13 protein-coding genes are annotated in these 15903 nt (G+C 72.9%); 4 read left to right on the forward strand and 9 right to left on the reverse strand.

The genetic code is table 11. From position 1 onward, the window contains the following. Positions 1 to 31: 31 nt before the first annotated feature. From ACH4U7_RS36025 to ACH4U7_RS36035, 3 genes are all read right to left on the reverse strand, one after another. Positions 32 to 1744 (reverse strand): threonine/serine exporter ThrE family protein, encoded by a 1713-nt coding sequence (locus tag ACH4U7_RS36025; RefSeq protein WP_398531996.1) that lies wholly within the window; start codon positions 1742 to 1744, stop codon positions 32 to 34. A gap of 168 nt (positions 1745 to 1912) precedes the next feature. After that, positions 1913 to 2680 (reverse strand): DedA family protein, encoded by a 768-nt coding sequence (locus tag ACH4U7_RS36030; protein WP_398531997.1) that lies wholly within the window; start codon positions 2678 to 2680, stop codon positions 1913 to 1915. Positions 2681 to 2948: 268 nt separating this feature from the next. Continuing rightward, positions 2949 to 3707: a MerR family transcriptional regulator gene (locus ACH4U7_RS36035; protein WP_398531998.1), complete on the reverse strand. Its 759-nt coding sequence runs from the start codon at positions 3705 to 3707 to the stop codon at positions 2949 to 2951. Positions 3708 to 3827: 120 nt separating this feature from the next. Here ACH4U7_RS36035 and leuE point away from each other — a divergent pair, with 120 nt between their 5' ends. Both leuE and ACH4U7_RS36045 read left to right on the forward strand, forming a co-directional pair. Continuing rightward, positions 3828 to 4535, forward strand: coding sequence for a leucine efflux protein LeuE (gene leuE / locus ACH4U7_RS36040; protein WP_398531999.1), 708 nt, complete (start codon positions 3828 to 3830; stop codon positions 4533 to 4535). A gap of 223 nt (positions 4536 to 4758) precedes the next feature. After that, a complete protein-coding gene (locus tag ACH4U7_RS36045) occupies positions 4759 to 6183 on the forward strand; it encodes a glutamate decarboxylase (RefSeq protein WP_398532000.1) in 1425 nt (474 codons plus the stop codon). Between the two features lie 91 nt (positions 6184 to 6274). On the opposite strand, the gene ACH4U7_RS36050 is transcribed toward ACH4U7_RS36045, so the two are convergent. From ACH4U7_RS36050 to ACH4U7_RS36075, 6 genes are all read right to left on the reverse strand, one after another. Continuing rightward, positions 6275 to 7639, reverse strand: coding sequence for a hypothetical protein (locus ACH4U7_RS36050; RefSeq protein WP_398532001.1), 1365 nt, complete (start codon positions 7637 to 7639; stop codon positions 6275 to 6277). A 76-nt stretch (positions 7640 to 7715) separates the two neighbouring features. Continuing rightward, entirely contained in the window at positions 7716 to 8537 is an 822-nt protein-coding gene (locus tag ACH4U7_RS36055) for an ABC transporter permease (protein ID WP_398532002.1), read from the reverse strand. Beyond that, complete coding sequence (locus ACH4U7_RS36060; RefSeq protein ID WP_398532003.1) at positions 8534 to 9571, reverse strand: ATP-binding cassette domain-containing protein; 1038 nt, start codon at positions 9569 to 9571, stop codon at positions 8534 to 8536. Before ACH4U7_RS36060 ends, ACH4U7_RS36055 begins: the two co-directional genes overlap by 4 nt. Before the next feature lie 93 nt (positions 9572 to 9664). After that, entirely contained in the window at positions 9665 to 10342 is a 678-nt protein-coding gene (locus tag ACH4U7_RS36065) for a PadR family transcriptional regulator (protein ID WP_398532004.1), read from the reverse strand. Between the two features lie 177 nt (positions 10343 to 10519). Then, positions 10520 to 11179 (reverse strand): response regulator, encoded by a 660-nt coding sequence (locus ACH4U7_RS36070; protein WP_398532005.1) that lies wholly within the window; start codon positions 11177 to 11179, stop codon positions 10520 to 10522. Continuing rightward, positions 11152 to 12462 (reverse strand): sensor histidine kinase, encoded by a 1311-nt coding sequence (locus ACH4U7_RS36075; RefSeq protein ID WP_398532006.1) that lies wholly within the window; start codon positions 12460 to 12462, stop codon positions 11152 to 11154. Before ACH4U7_RS36075 ends, ACH4U7_RS36070 begins: the two co-directional genes overlap by 28 nt. Positions 12463 to 12594: 132 nt before the next feature. Here ACH4U7_RS36075 and ACH4U7_RS36080 point away from each other — a divergent pair, with 132 nt between their 5' ends. Continuing rightward, complete coding sequence (locus ACH4U7_RS36080; protein WP_398532007.1) at positions 12595 to 13353, forward strand: ABC transporter ATP-binding protein; 759 nt, start codon at positions 12595 to 12597, stop codon at positions 13351 to 13353. Beyond that, complete coding sequence (locus ACH4U7_RS36085) at positions 13347 to 15818, forward strand: ABC transporter permease (RefSeq protein WP_398532008.1); 2472 nt, start codon at positions 13347 to 13349, stop codon at positions 15816 to 15818. Before ACH4U7_RS36080 ends, ACH4U7_RS36085 begins: the two co-directional genes overlap by 7 nt. Positions 15819 to 15903: the final 85 nt, after the last annotated feature.

Genomic DNA, 15903 nt, shown 5'->3' on the forward strand with positions numbered 1-15903 from the left:
TGCGTCTGCTGTGTAGCGTCAGCGCCGGTTCTCAGAAACCGCGGGTGCGCTTGGCGGCGCGGCGGCCCGACGCCTCGGTCTCGGGCCGCGGGGCCTTCAGGAACAGGCGCGCGGCCTCGTTGCCCAGGTTCACCCCGATGGCGATGGCCAGGGCCAGTGCCGCCGCCTGGGTGAGGTGGGTGATACCGCGGTCCAGATTGCCCTGGGCCAGCGCCAGCAGGCCGAAGTACGTGGCGCTACCGGGCAGCAGCGGCCCGATGGCGGCCGTGACGTACGGCAGTGCGGACGCGTAGCGATAGCGGGACAGCATCTGCCCGAAGAGCCCCACCAGCCCGGCGGCGACCGTTGTGGCGGCGACCGCGGGGACGCCCGCGGTGTTGTGCAGCGCTCCGTAGACGACCCAGGCGACCCCGCCGTTGAGGGTCGCGAACAGCACGGTGTGACGTTCCTGCTGGAGCAGGATGGCGAAGGTCAGCGCGAGCATCATCGCCGCGACGATCTGCACCACCGGCCGGTCGACCTGGCGCAGCGCCGCCTCCGGGTTGAGCTTCGCGTCCAGCTGGAGGCCCCCGTACAGCACGGTCAGCACGCCGCACACGATCCCGACGATCAGATAGACGACCTCCAGGAGCCGGGCCGCGGCGGTGATGTAATAGCCGGTCAGCCCGTCCTGGACGCCCGCCACCAGCGCCCGCCCGGGGATCAGTGCGAACAGCCCGCCGGTGATCACCGCGGAGGACTGCAGCCCCACCCCGGCCAGGCTGAGCGCGACGCCCATCGCGGCGGGCGGCATCGCCGCGGCCACGAACTGGTAGAACTCCGGCAGCCCGCGCCCCGAGGCCAGCCAGGCCAGCCGGTCGCCGAGCATCGCGCCGACCGCCGCCGCGAAGAAGACCGGCCAGTCGCCGCCGACCAGCATGCTCGCCGCGCCGGCCAGTGCGCCGCCGGCCAGGGTGAGCGCCCATCCGGGGTAGGGGTGGCGGTTACGGCGGATCTCGGCGAGGCGGCGGTATGCCTCCTCCAGGGTGAAGTCCTCGCCGGAGGTGATGTCGTCGACCAGCCGGAAGACGGCGGACAGCCGGGTGTAGTCGGTGCCCCGGCGGCGTACGGTCCGGCTGGCGGTGACCGGGTCGTCGACGAGCGAGGGCTGGTAGCTGACCGACAGCAGGGTGAAGGTGACGGTCGGCTCGCAGCGGTCGAGCCCGTACGCATGCGCCACGCCGAACATCGCCGCCTCGACGTCCTCGGCCCCCTCCCCGCCCGCGAGCAGCAGTTCGCCGATGCGCAGGATCAGGTCCAGTACGCGCGGCACGGCGGGCCCCGCCTCGTCCTGCCGCTCCTGGCGCTCGGGGGCCGGGCGCTCGCTGATCGGCATGCGCAGCATGATGCGCATCCGGTCCTGCCAGGGGCCCTCATTGGTGAGCTGGATGGCGGGGATGCCGTTGGGCGGGGTGAACGCCGGGAAGTTCGCGGCCTGGCCGGTCTGCGGGCCGGTCTTGACCCCCGCGGGCGGTACGAAGGCCGAGCCCTCGGTGTCGATGTCGGTGGCGGGCTCGGGGGCCAGCCCCTCGGGGACGGCGAACTCGGAGGTGGGGTGGTCGTCCTCGGGGACGGGCGGCAAGGGCATCCCGAGCGGCGGGGTGAAGGCGCTGTGCGCCTCGTCCGACTGCGGTTTACGGCTCCCCGCCGCCTCCGCTTCCGGCACGCTCGCACCGCGCTGACCGCGCTGTCGTTCGGACCCCACGTCGCTTCGCTCCTCACCCGCCTCTGTGCCTGATGTGCGCCGGCCGCCATGCAGCATGGCGGCCACCGAGCCCATTGTGCGGGTCGATGGCCGCTAGCCGAAGGGTGGGGCGGTGGGAAGGAAGGTGCGTGGGGGTTGTGGGGTTTGTGAGTGTGGGGCTGCTGGGTGTCAGCGCTTGGCGTGACGGCCGCGCGACGCCGGGCCCGAGGGCTGCTGCGCCTGGTAGCGCGCCTCGGGGCCGACCCCCGGCCCGGCCGGGCCCGCCGCGGGGCCCTGGGCGCCCGTCGGCTCCGCCGGGCCCGCCGCGGCCTCCTTCTTGGCCTTGCCGCGGGCGCGCAGGAACTCGATGGCGATCGGAATCACCGACAGCAGCACGATGCCGACCAGGATCAGCTCGATGTGCGCGTGGACGAAGTCGACCTTCCCCAGAGCGGCCCCGAGCAGGGTGACCCCCGAACCCCACAGCACGCCGCCGATGATGTTGAAGATGATGAAGGAGCGGTAGTTCATCCGGCTCACGCCCGCGATGATCGGCGTGAACGTGCGCACGATGGGCACGAAGCGGGCCAGGATCAGCGACTTGGGCCCGTGCTGCTCGAAGAACTCATGGGCCTTCTCCACGTTCTCCTGTTTGAAGAGCTTGGAGTCCGGGCGGCGGAAGAGCGAGGGGCCGACCTTCCGGCCGAAGAGATACCCGACCTGGTCACCGATGACCGCGGCGGCGGCGACCGCGACACAGACCAGCCACAGGTCCTGCTTGATCACGTCCGTGGTGACCAGCAGGCCCGTGGTGAACAGCAGCGAGTCGCCCGGCAGGAAGAAGCCGATGAGCAGGCCGGACTCCGCGAAGACGATCGCCATGACGCCGAGCAGGCCGAAGGTGTTGATCAGATAGTCGGGGTCCAGCCAACTGGGGCCGAGCGCGAGATTGGTCACGGGTGACAGGCTCCTGGGTCGAGGGGTGCAGGCTCGTGCGAGGCCCGGCCGCAGGGTGGGGGCGGACAGGGTGGGGTCATCACAGTGTGCCGCCCAAAGCTATCAACGCCGTATGCGTTCCCTCGGTTCCCGCTGGCCGTACGCCCGGAGCAAGGCGTACGCCCGGAGCGAGACGTACGCCCGGAGCGAGACGTACGCCCGGAGCAAGGCGTACGCCCGGAGCGAGACGTACGCCCAGCCGCAGGGCGATGCGGGCACGCGGCGCGGGCTAGCCGTGGCGGGCGGCGTTGGCCGCGATCGCCTCGCGCAGGAATTCGGCTGCCCCGGGCCGGATCGAGTCGTAGAACTCCCGGAACCGCTCGTCGGTCACATACGTCTCGCCGATCCCCCGGTGGATCTCGAAGGTGCACTCGTAGAACCACGTGGAGATATGGCGCCGGTGTTCCTCGGCCATGTCCATCGCCCGCTCGCCCGAAGCCGGCTCGCCCTCCCCCATGAGGGCGGCGAACCGCGCGCTCCAGTCGGCGACCTCCTCCTGTATCTGCCGCCAGTCCTCCTTGGTGTAGCCGGCCGTGCGCCGCTGGGTCTCGGCGTAAGTCTCGGTGCCGCCCCAGCGCCGCTCGGCCTCCTCCGCGTATGCCTCGGGGTTCTTGGCCCCGAAGAGCTCGAACTTCTCCTCCGGCGTGAGGTTGATGCCCATCTTCCGTGCCTCCATGGCGTGTTCGACGGCGGCGGCCATCTTCCGGAGCTTTTCGATCCGCTCGGTCAGCACGGCGTGCTGCCGCCGCAGATGCTCCTGCGGATCCACGTCGGGGTCGTCCAGCAGGACCGCCACCTCATCGAGCGGGAAGCCGAGCTCCCGGTAGAACAGGATCTGCTGCAGCCGGTCCAGGTCGGCGTCGTCGTAACGCCGGTGCCCGGCCCGGCTGCGGGCGCTCGGGCTCAGCAGCCCGATCTCGTCGTAGTGGTGCAGCGTGCGCACCGTGACCCCGGCGAAGCCCGCCACCTGTCCCACGGAGTAGCTCATGGCCCGTCCGCTCCTTCCTCGGTACGCGCTCCACGGTGCGTCCTCACGCGACGTGAGGTGCAAGTCCGTATCCCGGAAACTCGGTGGGAGGTGTCCGGGGCGGCTGGCATCCTGCCTGCTGTGCTGGGAATAACAGATCTTTCGACGTATCTGGCGGGTCTCGCCCTGATCATCCTGCTGCCGGGGCCGAACTCGCTCTATGTGGTCTCCGTCGCCGCCCGCAGCGGCGCGCGCACCGGCTACCGTGCGGCGCTGGGCGTGGTGTGCGGGGACACGGCGCTGATGGTGCTGTCGGCGGGCGGGGTGGCCTCGCTGCTGCAGGCGAGTCCGACGCTCTTCGCCGTGGTGAAGTTCACCGGCGCCGGCTATCTGAGCTGGCTGGCGGTGGGCATGCTGCGCGGGGCGTGGCGGCTGTGGCGGACGCGGGGCTCGCACGGGGCGGAGGGCCTGGGCGGCCCGGACGGCCCGGCGGTGGCCGGGGCCGGAGCCGGAGCCGGAGCCGGGGGGCAGGGCGCCAAGGCGGCGGAGCGGCCGTACCGCAAGGCGCTGGTGATCAGCCTGCTGAACCCGAAGGCCATTCTGTTCTTCATCTCCTTCTTTGTGCAGTTCGTGGACCCGGACTACGCCCACCCGGTGCTGTCCTTTGTGGCGCTGGGCGCCTGGGTGCAGCTGTTCAGCCTGACGTATCTGTCGGTGCTGATCTTCACCGGCGCGCATCTGGCGGCGGCCTTCCGGCGGCGGAAGCGGCTGACCGCCGGGCTGTCGGCGGCGGCGGGCACGGCGTTCCTGGGGTTCGCGGTGAAGCTGTCGCTGAGCAGCGCGGGGTAGCGGCCCGGGGGCGGCGGTTCGGGGGGCGGCGGCGCGGGGGCGGCGGCGCGGGGGGCGGCGGCGCGGGGGGCGGCGGCGCGGGGGGCGGCGGCGCGGGGGGCGGCGGCGCGGGGGGCGGCGGCGCGGGGGCGGCGGCGCGGGAACGGGATATTCGACCGATACGCCCGTATTGTCACCAAGATCAGCCGACGGCTCTCACACGACCGAGGGGACTGGGCGGCCCATGACGCTCCACACGGGCAGACACGGCAAGCGGGACGAGGGCAGGCGGCGGCGCTGTGTCGCCGTCAACCCCTTCTACGGGGTGGCCGACCCGGTCGGCGGCATGGCCGACGAGGTGCCGCGCAACCGGCTGCCCGACGGCCCGATGGCGCCCACCACCGCCCATCAGCTCGTACACGACGAGCTGATGCTGGACGTCAACGCCCGGCTCAACCTCGCGACCTTCGTCACCACCTGGATGGAGCCGCAGGGCGACCAGGTGCTGTTCGCCTGCCGCGACAAGAACCTGATCGACAAGGACGAGTACCCGCGCACCGCCGAACTGGAGCGGCGCTGCGTCGCGATGCTGGCCCATCTGTGGCACGCCCCCGACCCGGACTCGGTCATGGGCTGTTCCACCACCGGTTCGAGCGAGGCGTGCATGCTCGCCGGAATGGCCTTCAAGCGCCGCTGGGCCAAGCGCAACCCGGCACGCTATCCGGGGGCGGCCCGGCCCAACCTGGTCATGGGGGTCAACGTCCAGGTCTGCTGGGAGAAGTTCTGCAACTTCTGGGAGGTCGAGGCGCGCCAGGTGCCCATGGAGGGCGACCGGTTTCACCTCGACCCCCAGGCCGCCGCCGACCTGTGCGACGAGAACACCATCGGCGTCGTCACCGTCCTCGGGTCCACCTTCGACGGTTCGTACGAACCCGTCGCGGAGGTTTGCGCCGCGCTTGACGACCTACAGGAGCGCACCGGACTGGACATCCCGGTCCATGTGGACGGCGCGTCGGGCGCGATGGTGGCGCCCTTCCTCGATACGGACCTGGTGTGGGACTTCCGGCTGCCCCGGGTCGCCTCCATCAACACCTCCGGGCACAAGTACGGCCTGGTCTACCCCGGCGTGGGATGGGCTCTGTGGCGCACGGTCGAGAACCTTCCCGAGGAGCTTGTCTTCCGCGTCAACTATCTGGGCGGCGAATTGCCGACCTTCGCGCTGACCTTCTCCCGGCCCGGCTCCCAGGTGGCCGCCCAGTACTACACCTTTCTGCGGCTGGGGCGCGAGGGCTACCGCGCCGTGCAGCAGACGACGCGGGACGTGGCGCGCTCGCTGGCCGAGCGGATCGAGGCGCTGGGTGACTTCAGGCTGCTGACGCGCGGGGACGAACTGCCGGTCTTCGCCTTCACCACGGCCGAGGGCGTGCGGAACTTCGATGTGTTCGATGTGTCGCGGCGGCTGCGCGAACACAACTGGCTGGTGCCCGCCTACACCTTCCCGCCGAACCGGCAGGACCTGTCCGTGCTGCGGGTGGTGTGCCGCAACGGATTCACGACGGACCTCTCCGACCTCTTCCTGGACGACCTGGAGACGCTGCTGCCCGAACTGCGGAGCCAGCCGCATCCGCTGGACCGGCCCGAGAACCTGGCCACGGCCTTCCACCACTGAGCCGGGCCGGGCGCTGGGCCGGGTGCCGGGCCGGGCGCTGGGCCGAGTGCCGGGCCGAGTGCCGGGCCGGGTGCCGGGCCGGGCGCGGCCATCAGCCCGTCTGCGAGGTCTCCTGCAGGAACTCGGCCCTGCGCCGGACCGCCTCCAGGGCGCCGGGCCTGCGGCCGGGCACCCGTCCGCGCAGCGATATCAGGAAGGGGGCGAGGGAGCCGGCCCTGGCCGAGTCCTGGACGTACTGCCACTGGTGGTGGGCCCGGTCCACCGCCCCTTCGACGTCCGGGTCGTCGGCGGCCTGGCCATTGCCCAGCCGGGCGTCGGCCACCGACATCCACAGCTCGCAGGCGCGGGCGGGATCGTCGGCGAGACGCGCGAGGTCGGCCCGTACCTCCAGCCAGTGGATGGCCTCGCCGGAGTGCGGACCGGCCGCGCGAAGGGCCTCCTGCTCCCAGGCCGCCGCCATGGAGGCGGCCTCGCTGTGCCGCCCGGCGTGCGCGGCCTCGAAGATCGCAGCATGCGGATCGGGCGCGGGCGGCGGGGTCTGTTCCCACTCGGCAGGCGGCGGGGGCGGTAGCGCGGCGAAGGGCTCGGGCACCAGCCCGTCCGGGAGGCGGTCCTGCGGGCGGGGCGCCGGGGCGTCGCCCTCCGCCTCTGCCTCCGCCTGCGCCTGCGTCAGGCCGTCCGCAACGCGCGTCACTATGCCGTTCGCGCCGGCGGCCTGGGGCTGGTGCGGGAGGCCCGCGGGAGGGGCCGCCGGGACGTGGGCATGGACGGCGGACCCGTCGAACAGCAGCTCCGGGCCGCCGCCCAGACCCGCCTCGGCGACCGCACGCTCATGCAGCAGCGCGAACGACGCGTACTCGGCCGCGCCCCGCAGAGCCGCGGCGAACGCCCGGCTGTAGAGCGGCGCCGCGGTCTGCCGCTTGGGCGGAGCGGGCGCGACAGAGCCGTAGAGGGTGAGCCCGGCCGCCAGCAGCCGGCCGGCCTGGACGGGGTCGGACGACAGCCGCGGCCACGCCGTCTCGTCGGCCACCAGATCGACGAGCACCGTGGAGCTGCCCGTCGGCCGCCGCGCGAGCTCGGCCGCCAGCCAGTGCCAGGGCAGCGCGGTGTAGCGGGCGGTCCTCGGCGTCGTACGGGCCAGCGCGAAGTGCGGCAGCCGCTGCTTGGCGTCGAAGGTGAGCTGACCGGCGAGATAGACCAACACCGGCCCCTCATGGGCGCCCGCGGTCCGCAGATGCGTCAACACCGTCTGCGGATCGGCCGGATCCACCAGCTGTACGACGCTCGCCCCGCCCGCGGTCCCCAGTAACGCGGCGGGCGGTACGGCCGCGAGCTGGTGCAGTGCCCCGGCCGCGTCCATCAGCCGCTGTCTGCCACCCGGGGCGGCGGCGACGAGCAGTGCGTAACCGACCCCGCCCGTCGCCCTCGCGTCCGTGGCCCCCCTGTCGTTCACCATGTCAGCACCGTATCCGGAACCACCCACGACGGGTGATGGTGTGGCTCACGCGGCATTCGGGCGTGTTGGACTCGTTTCAGCGGCTGAGGCGCTGGTAACGGCCCACGGCCAGGGGGAAGAAGACCGCGAGCAGCGCCAGCGGCCAGCAGACGGAAAGCAGTTGGGCGTGGTCCGCGGGCCAGGAACCGCCGCCCTGGCCCGGGCGCCCGAACAGCTCGCGGACCGCGGTGGCCGTCGCCGACATCGGGTTCCAGTCCGCGATCGCGCCGAGCCAGCCCGGCATGGACTCGGGCGAGGCGAAGACGTTCGACAGAAACCCGACCGGCCAGATCAGGACCTGCACCGCCTGCACCATCTCGGGGCGCCCGGCCACCATGGCGAGGTGGATACCGAGCCACAGCATGGAAAAGCGCAGCAGGAGCAGCAGCCCGACCGCGGCGACCGCCTCCCCGGGGCCGCCGTGCCAGCGCCAGCCCATCGCGAACCCGGTCCCGATGAGGATCAGCAGACCCAGCGCCGACTGGAGCATGTCCAGGACGCTGCGGCCGACCAGCACCGCCGAGGGGGCGATCGGCATGGACCGGAAGCGGTCGATGACACCCTTGTTGAGGTCCTGAGTGACGGCGATCACCGTGGACTCAAGGCCGAACGCCATGGTCAGCGTCAGCATGCCCGGCACCAGGTACTCCTTGTAGTCGCCACCGCCCGGGACGGTCATACCGCCGCCGAGGAAGTAGGCGAACATCAGCATCACCATCACCGGGAAGACCAGGCCGACCGCCAACTGGGCGGGCTGCCGCGCCCAGTGGGCGAGGCCGCGCCGGGTCATGGTCCATGAGTCGGTGGCTGCCCGGCCGAGTCGGCTCCGGGCGGCCGCGGGATATGTCGCGGTGGTCATACGGCCGCGCCCTCCTCGATGTCTTTGGTGTTTGCGTCTTTGGTGTTTGTGTCTTTGGTGTCCGCGGAGTTGGCGCGCTCCCCGGTGAGATGCAGAAAGACCTCGTCGAGGGTGGGGCGGCGCAGCGCGATGTCCTCCGCCTCGATCCGGGCCGTCGCCAGGGCCCGTACGGTCTCGGTGAGCGCGGTCATCCGGTCGGTGACCGGCACGCTGATCCGCCGGCTGTCGGGGTCGGTCTCGACGGCGCCGGCGCGGGCGCGGGCCGCGGTGGCGATCAGGGAGGCGGCGGTGTCCAGTTGACCGGTGTGGCGCACCACCACCTCGATCCGGTCCCCGCCGAGCCGGGCCTTGAGCTCATCGGCCGTGCCCTCCGCGATCACCCGGCCGGTGTCGATCACGGAGATACGGTCCGCCAACTGGTCGGCCTCCTCCAGGTACTGGGTGGTGAGCAGCACGGTGGTGCCGCCGCCGACCAGCGACCGGACCGCGGCCCACACCTCGGCGCGGCCACGCGGATCGAGCCCGGTGGTCGGCTCGTCCAGGAACAGCACCCGTGGCCGGGTGATCAGACCGGCCGCCAGGTCGAGCCTGCGCCGCATGCCTCCGCTGTACTGGCCGACCGGTTTACGGCCGGTGCCGGTGAGGCCGAACCGCTCCAGCAGCTCGTCCGCACGGCGCGCGGCTCCCCGGGCTCCCAGGTGGTAGAGGCGTCCGAACATCTCCAGGTTCTGCCGCCCGCTCAGGTCTTCGTCGAGGGCCGCGTGCTGGCCGAGGAGCCCGATGCGGTAGCGGACCTCGTCGGGGTGGCGCCGCACATCGAATCCGGCGACCTCCGCCCGCCCGCCGTCGTGGCGCAGCAGCGTGGACAGGATCCGTACGGAGGTGGTCTTGCCCGCGCCATTGGGCCCCAGCAGGGCGTGGACCATGCCGTACGGAACGATCAGGTCGAGCCCGGCGAGCGCCGCCCGGCCTCGATATGCCTTCCGCAGCCCCTCGACGACGATGGCGGGTTGGTTGCTGACGCTGTCGGCCAAGGTCTTCTCCTCTCCCTTCAGCAGGACAGTAGTCAAATTTGACTACTGCGCGGCGGGAAAGGTACTCCCGAACGAAAGGCTAGTCAAACTTGATTAACGGCCGTTCTGCTCAGCCTCGGTATCGCCCTCGCCGCTCGGCGGCGCGCATGGCCCCTCGGCGCCGACCGCGCTCTCCACGCTGTCCATCAGCACATCGACCGAGCGCTTCCCCTCACCGGCCATCACATACGCCCCGCCCTCAAGCCGCTCGATCAACCCGCGCGTCCACTGCGCCCCGCCGTCGGCCGAGTGCACCCAGAGCTTCATGATCTCGCCGATATGGCCCCATGCGTCGGGGGTGGCCTCCGGGGGCATCCAGTGCGCGGTGACCGCGGCCCGCCACTCCTCCAGGGCCGCGACCCGCTCCTTCAGCAGGGAGATCGCCTCGGCACGCGGAAGGTCGACGAGAAAGCCCACCCCGGCCGTCAGCTCGTCGATCTTCTGGTCATGGCGCACCAGCGACTCGCGGAGCAGCCTGAAGTACTCCTCCTCCCCCGCGTCGGTCAGCTCGTACTCGGTGCGCGGCGGTCCGCCGGCCGTGCTCGGCGCGACGTCATGAGCAACCATCAGGCCTTGTTTGGCCATCTGCTTGAGCGCGTGGTAGATCGATCCGGGCTTGGCGTTGGACCACTCGTGGGCGCCCCAGAACTCCAGGTCGTTACGGACCTGGTAGCCATGGGCCCGCCCATGCTGGCGCACCGCCCCCAGCACCAGCAGCCGGATCGCTGACATCGCCCGTCTTCTCTCCCTCCCGGACCCTCCGAGGGCCCGCCGCTGTCCAGGCTAGACGGCCCCTCCCGGCCATGGTCAGCCCCATCCCGCCGGTAGCCGACCCTCTCCCCCCGCCACAGCCCGGTCCCCGCGGCGTTTGGGGAGGCAGGACCTGGAGGCAGGACCTGGAGGCAGGGCCTACGCCCGGAGGAACGTCAGGACCGCGAGGACGCGGCGGTGGGTGTCCTCGCCAGGGGGCAGGTCGAGCTTGCCCAGGATGTTGCCGATGTGCTTGCCCACCGCGGCCTCGGAGACGACCAACTCACGGGCGATGGCCGCATTGGACTTGCCCTCGGCCACCAGGGCCAGCACCTCCCGCTCACGCGAGGTGAGGCGGTCCAGGGGGTCGCGCCGGCGGCGGAACAGCTGGCGCACGACCTCCGGGTCGACGACCGTGCCGCCGTCGGCCACCCGGCGCAGCGCGTCCATGAACTCCTCGACCTGCCCGACCCGGTCCTTGAGCAGATAGCCCACCGCCGTGCCGTCGCCGGAGTCCAGCAACTCGGTCGCATAGGTCCGCTGCACATACTGGCTCAGCACCAGGATCGGCAGCCCCGGCCGGTCCTCGCGCAGGGCGACCGCCGCCCGCAGCCCCTCGTCGCTCTGCCCCGGCGGCATCCGCACATCGGTGACCACCAGGTCCGGGGAGTGTTCGGCGACCGCCTCCCGCAGCGCGGGAGCGTTGCCGACGGCCGCGGCGACCTCGTGCCCGAAGCGGGCCAGCAGCCCCACCAGACCCTCACGCAGCAGCACGCTGTCCTCGGCCAGGACTAGCCGAAGACTTCGATCGGCTCGCACGGTATCTCCACGCTCAGAATCGTCGGCCCGCCGGGCGGGCTGGAAAGCCTCAGTGTCCCATCGAGCGCCGCCACCCGGTCCGAAAGCCCGGTCAGCCCGCTGCCCCCGGCCCGGCCTCCCGAGCCGCCCGGCAGCAGGACCGCGCCACCCACCCCGTCGTCCAGGACGGACACGAACAGCGAGCCCTCCCGTATCTCGGCCCTGACCTCGGCCAGCCCTGCCGCGCTGTGCTTGGCAACATTGGCCAGCGCCTCGCAGACCACGAAGTACGCGGCCTTCTCGACCGGTTCGGGCAGCCGCCCCAGCCCTGAGGCATTCACCAGCACGGGGACCGGCGAACGGTCGGCGGCGTCCCCAAGCGCCGCCTCCAGGCCCCGGTCGGCCAGTACCTGGGGGTGTATTCCATGAATCAACTCCCTCAGCTCCGCCAGCACCTTGCCCGCCTCGCCATGCGCCTTGGCGAGCTGGTCGGCCAGCGGCCCCGGCGGGGCGTCCAGCCGCGCCAGGCCCAGCGTCATGGTCAGCGCCACCAGCCGCTGCTGGGCGCCGTCGTGCAGATCCCGCTCTATGCGCCGGCGCTCCGCCTCGAAGGCATGCACCAGCCGGGCCCGCGACCGGGCCACTTCCCCGAGCTCTTCGCGCAGCTCGCCTTCGGGACCCACGAGGAGCAGATGGGCGAACGCGGCGCGCAGCCCGGCGAAGACACCCAGGCAGTAGAGGCCGACCGGCAACAGCAGCACCCCCGCGAGGGACCACGCGGACGCCCCGGGATAGGAGGTGACCGACCAGTACTTGAGGGCCTGGGCCTGGCCGCCGCCGTCCAGGGCCAGCAGTATCGGAGTGACCATCATCGCCAAGGGCGGCCCCAGCGCCCCCAACAGGGCCAACGCGTCCGCCACCCACAGGCCGAAGGCGAACAGCACCGTGTACGCCAGCTCGTACCAGGTCGTCCGCTCCTGATACCGCACGCGCGCCCAGGCGAGGAGCCCCGGCTCGTCCGGTGTGCGGTGCGGGTTGCGGGTCGGGCTGTTGTCCACCAGCCGCAGCCGGCGGCGCTCGATCGCGCCGACCGGCACCCCGGCCAGCCCCAGCGCGACCAGCACCGGCAGCCCGATCACGAGGATCGTCAACGCCCCGCCGACCAGAGCGACGACGACGATGCCGAGCAGCGCGAGCGCCCCGACGGGCGCGCTGCTCATCAGATACAGCACCGCGCGCCAGGGCCAGGCGGATCGCAGATAGCCGGGCTGATACAGCGCCTGCCGGACATTTCGTGTGGACATGCAAGAACGGTACGGTCCGGCGCCCCCCGCCACAGTCGGTCCAGTAGGCGTCTTGGGGGTATGGCTGGCCATACCCCGGAACTATGCCCAGTGGTCGTGAACGGGCGGGCCGGGGCCGGTTGTCTGGAAGGCATGACACGAACTGACCTGGACACCGCGGCGGTCCGGCTCTCGCGGGTGAGCCGGCGCTATGGCTCAGGCCCCGGCGCGGACGGGGTGACGGCGCTCGACGACGTCAGCCTCTCCTTTCCCGCGGGGAGCTTCACCGCGGTCATGGGCCCCTCCGGCTCCGGCAAGTCCACGCTTCTGCAGTGCGCGGCGGGCCTGGACCGGCCCGACTCCGGCTCGGTGTCGATCGGCGGCACCCCGCTGGAGGGGCTGAGCCAGACCCGGCTGACGCGGCTGCGCCGGGAGCGGATCGGCTTCGTCTTCCAGTCCTTCAATCTGCTGCCCTCGCTGACCGCCGCGCAAAACGTGGCCCTGCCGCTGCGGCTGGCCGGCCGCGCCCCCGCGCGCGCGGAGATACAGGGGGCGCTGGCCCGGGTGGGGCTGGCTGACCGGGCCGGACACCGCCCCAGTCAGCTGTCGGGCGGCCAGCAGCAGCGGGTGGCGCTCGCCCGCGCCCTGATCACCCGGCCCCAGGTGCTGTTCGGCGATGAGCCGACCGGCGCCCTGGACTCCGCCACCAGCCGCGATGTCCTGCGGCTGCTGCGGGAGCTGGTCGACGCCGAGCGGCAGACCGTCGTCATGGTCACCCATGACCCGGTGGCCGCCTCGTATGCCGACCGGGTGGTCTTCCTCGTCGACGGGCGGATGAGCGGAGAGCTCCAGCGGCCGACCGCCGAGCAGGTGTCCGCCCGGATGACACGGCTGGAGACAGTCCCGTGCTGAGGATGACGCTCGGCGGTCTGCGGACCCGATGGATCACACTCGTCGGCACATTTGTCGCGCTGGGCCTCGGAGTCGCGCTGATCGCCACCATGTGCCTGGCCCTGGCCTCCACGCTGGACGCCCCCCAGCGGGGTCCGGAGCGGTTCGCCGCCGCGCCGGTGGTGGTGGGCGGCGCCGACACCCTCACCGTTCCCGTACGACGCGGACCGGACACCGAGAAGGTGTCGGCGCCGCTGGCCCACCCCCGCCCGGTGCCGCCCGAGCTGGTGGCCCGGCTCGGGCGGCTGGGCCCCGTGACGCCGGACCGCACCTTCCCCGTGCGCTCGGCCGCGCTCCCCCAGGGCGCCGTCGGCCACCCCTGGTCCGCCGCGGCCTTCACCCCGTACCGGCTGACCGCAGGGCGGGCGCCGCAGAAGGCCGGGGAGGTGGTCGTCGCGGGGAGCGAGGTGAAGGTCGGTGACCGGATCCGCGTCGGGACCGCCTCGGGGGAACAGACCCGCGTCGTGGTGGGCACGGTCCCCAGGACGGCCTTCGAGAGCGCGGTGTTCTTCACCGACGACGAGGCCGCCCGCCTCTCGCCCCGGATCGACGCGCTGGTGGTGCGCGTCCCCGCCGCCGAAGTACGCGAGGCGGTGGCGGACACCGCCGGGGTGCGGGTTCTCACCGGCGCGGACCGGCGGCGGGCCGACCCCGACCCGGGCCGCGACAGCCGGGCCCTGCTCACGGTCAACGCGCTGCTCGGCACGGCGGCCGGGGTGACCGGCTTCGTCTCCGTCTTCGTGGTCGCCTCCACCTTCGCCTTCGCGGTGGCCCAGCGGCGCCGGGAGTTCGGCCTGCTGCGCATGGCGGGGGCCACCCCCGGCCAGCTCAGGCGGGTGGTCCTGGCGGAGGCCGCGGTGGTGGGGGTGCTCGCCTCGGCCGCGGGCTGCGCGCTGGGTACCTGGGGAGCGCCATGGCTCGCGCGCCGACTGGTGGAGGGCGGGGTGGCGCCCGAATGGTTCACCGTCGACGGTCACTTCTGGCCGCTTCCCGTGGCCTTCTCGACCGGCCTGCTGGTGGTGCTCGCGGGGGTGTGGGCCGCGGCGCGGCGCGCCGGGCGGGTCGAGCCGGCCGAGGCGCTGCGCGAAGCCGCCGTGGACAGCCGGACCATGCCGCTCACCCGACGGCTGCTGGGCGCCGGGCTGCTGCTGGCCGGGGTGGCGACGCTGGGGTGGACGCTGGCCGACGACCCGGGAGAACTGCTCAAGCGGAAGACCTACACCACCGAGCCCATGGTGCTGATCACCGCGGTCGGCCTGCTGGCGCCCCTGCTGGTACGGCCGGTGGTGCGGGCGCTGGGCCAGCTGCCGGCCCGGCTGCCCGGTGCGACGGGGATCCTGGCCCGGGAAAGCGCCTCGGCCGGGGTGCGGCGGACCGCGTCCGTCGCCGCGCCGGTGCTGATCACGGTCGCGCTCACCGGATCCCTGCTGGGCGCGGCCGCGACGGTGAGCCAGGCGAAGGCGGCCGAGCTGCGCGCCCAGACCCGCGCCGACTTCGTGGTCACCGCCGGGGCGGGCTCCGAGGGGCTGAGCGCGGACGCGGTGCGGCGGGTGTCCGATGTCCCTGGAGCGCTGGTGTCCGCGTCCGCGACCACCGCCGTGTTCTCCCGTGACGGAGAGTCGGCGCTGGTCAAGTCGGCGGCGCGGGCGGTGGATCCGGCGCGGCTCGCGACCGTCGGGCGGCTGCCCGTGGTCTCCGGCTCCGTCCGTGACCTGGACGACCGGGGCATCGTGGTGAACGAGGAATGGGAGCGGCCCACGGTCGGCCGCCGGGTCGCCGTCTGGCTGGGCGACGGCCGGAAGGCGACGCTGCGGATCGTCGCCGTCCTGCGGACCGGCACCGGCGACAACGGCGCGTATGTCACCTGGCGGAACGCGCGCGGCGCCGCGGTGGACCGGATCGAGGTGCGGCTGCGGCCCGGGGCCGACGCGGCCGCCGTCGCCGAGGGGTTGCGGGCGGCGGTGCGGTCGGAGGGCGGGCGGGTGCTCACCCGGGACGCCTGGGTGGCGGCCGTCCATCCCCGGACGAGTCCACAGACCCGGCTGGGCCTGCTGGTGGTGGTCGGCATCGCCCTGGTCTACGCGGGCATAGCGCTCGCCGGCACGCTGGTCATGGCCACCTCCGACCGAATACCCGAGCTGAGGGCTCTGCGGCTGGCAGGGGCCACCACCTTCCAGGTGCTGCGGGCCGTGGCGGCGGAGGCGGTGCTGACCGTGGCCGTGGGCGCGCTGCTCGGGGCGGCGGTGGCCGGGGTCCAACTGCTCGGTCTGTGGGGTGCGCTGGGGCGGCTGTCGGTTCCGGCCTCGCTCGCGGTGCCCTGGGGCGAGGTGGGCGCGGCGGTGGCCGCCTGCGCGCTGCTGGCGGTGGTCTCCTCCGTCCTGCCCGCCTGGTGCGCGCTGCGGCCCCGGCTCGCCCCGCGGCGGTGAACCGGTCGCCTGCCCGATCTGCCCGAGCAGCTACCCCCGAGCGACTACCCCCGATCCCCCCGATCGGCTCCCCCCGACCGGCTAC

This window comes from Streptomyces sp. NPDC020845 (assembly GCF_044334165.1).
In the GTDB taxonomy this organism is placed as follows: domain Bacteria; phylum Actinomycetota; class Actinomycetes; order Streptomycetales; family Streptomycetaceae; genus Streptomyces.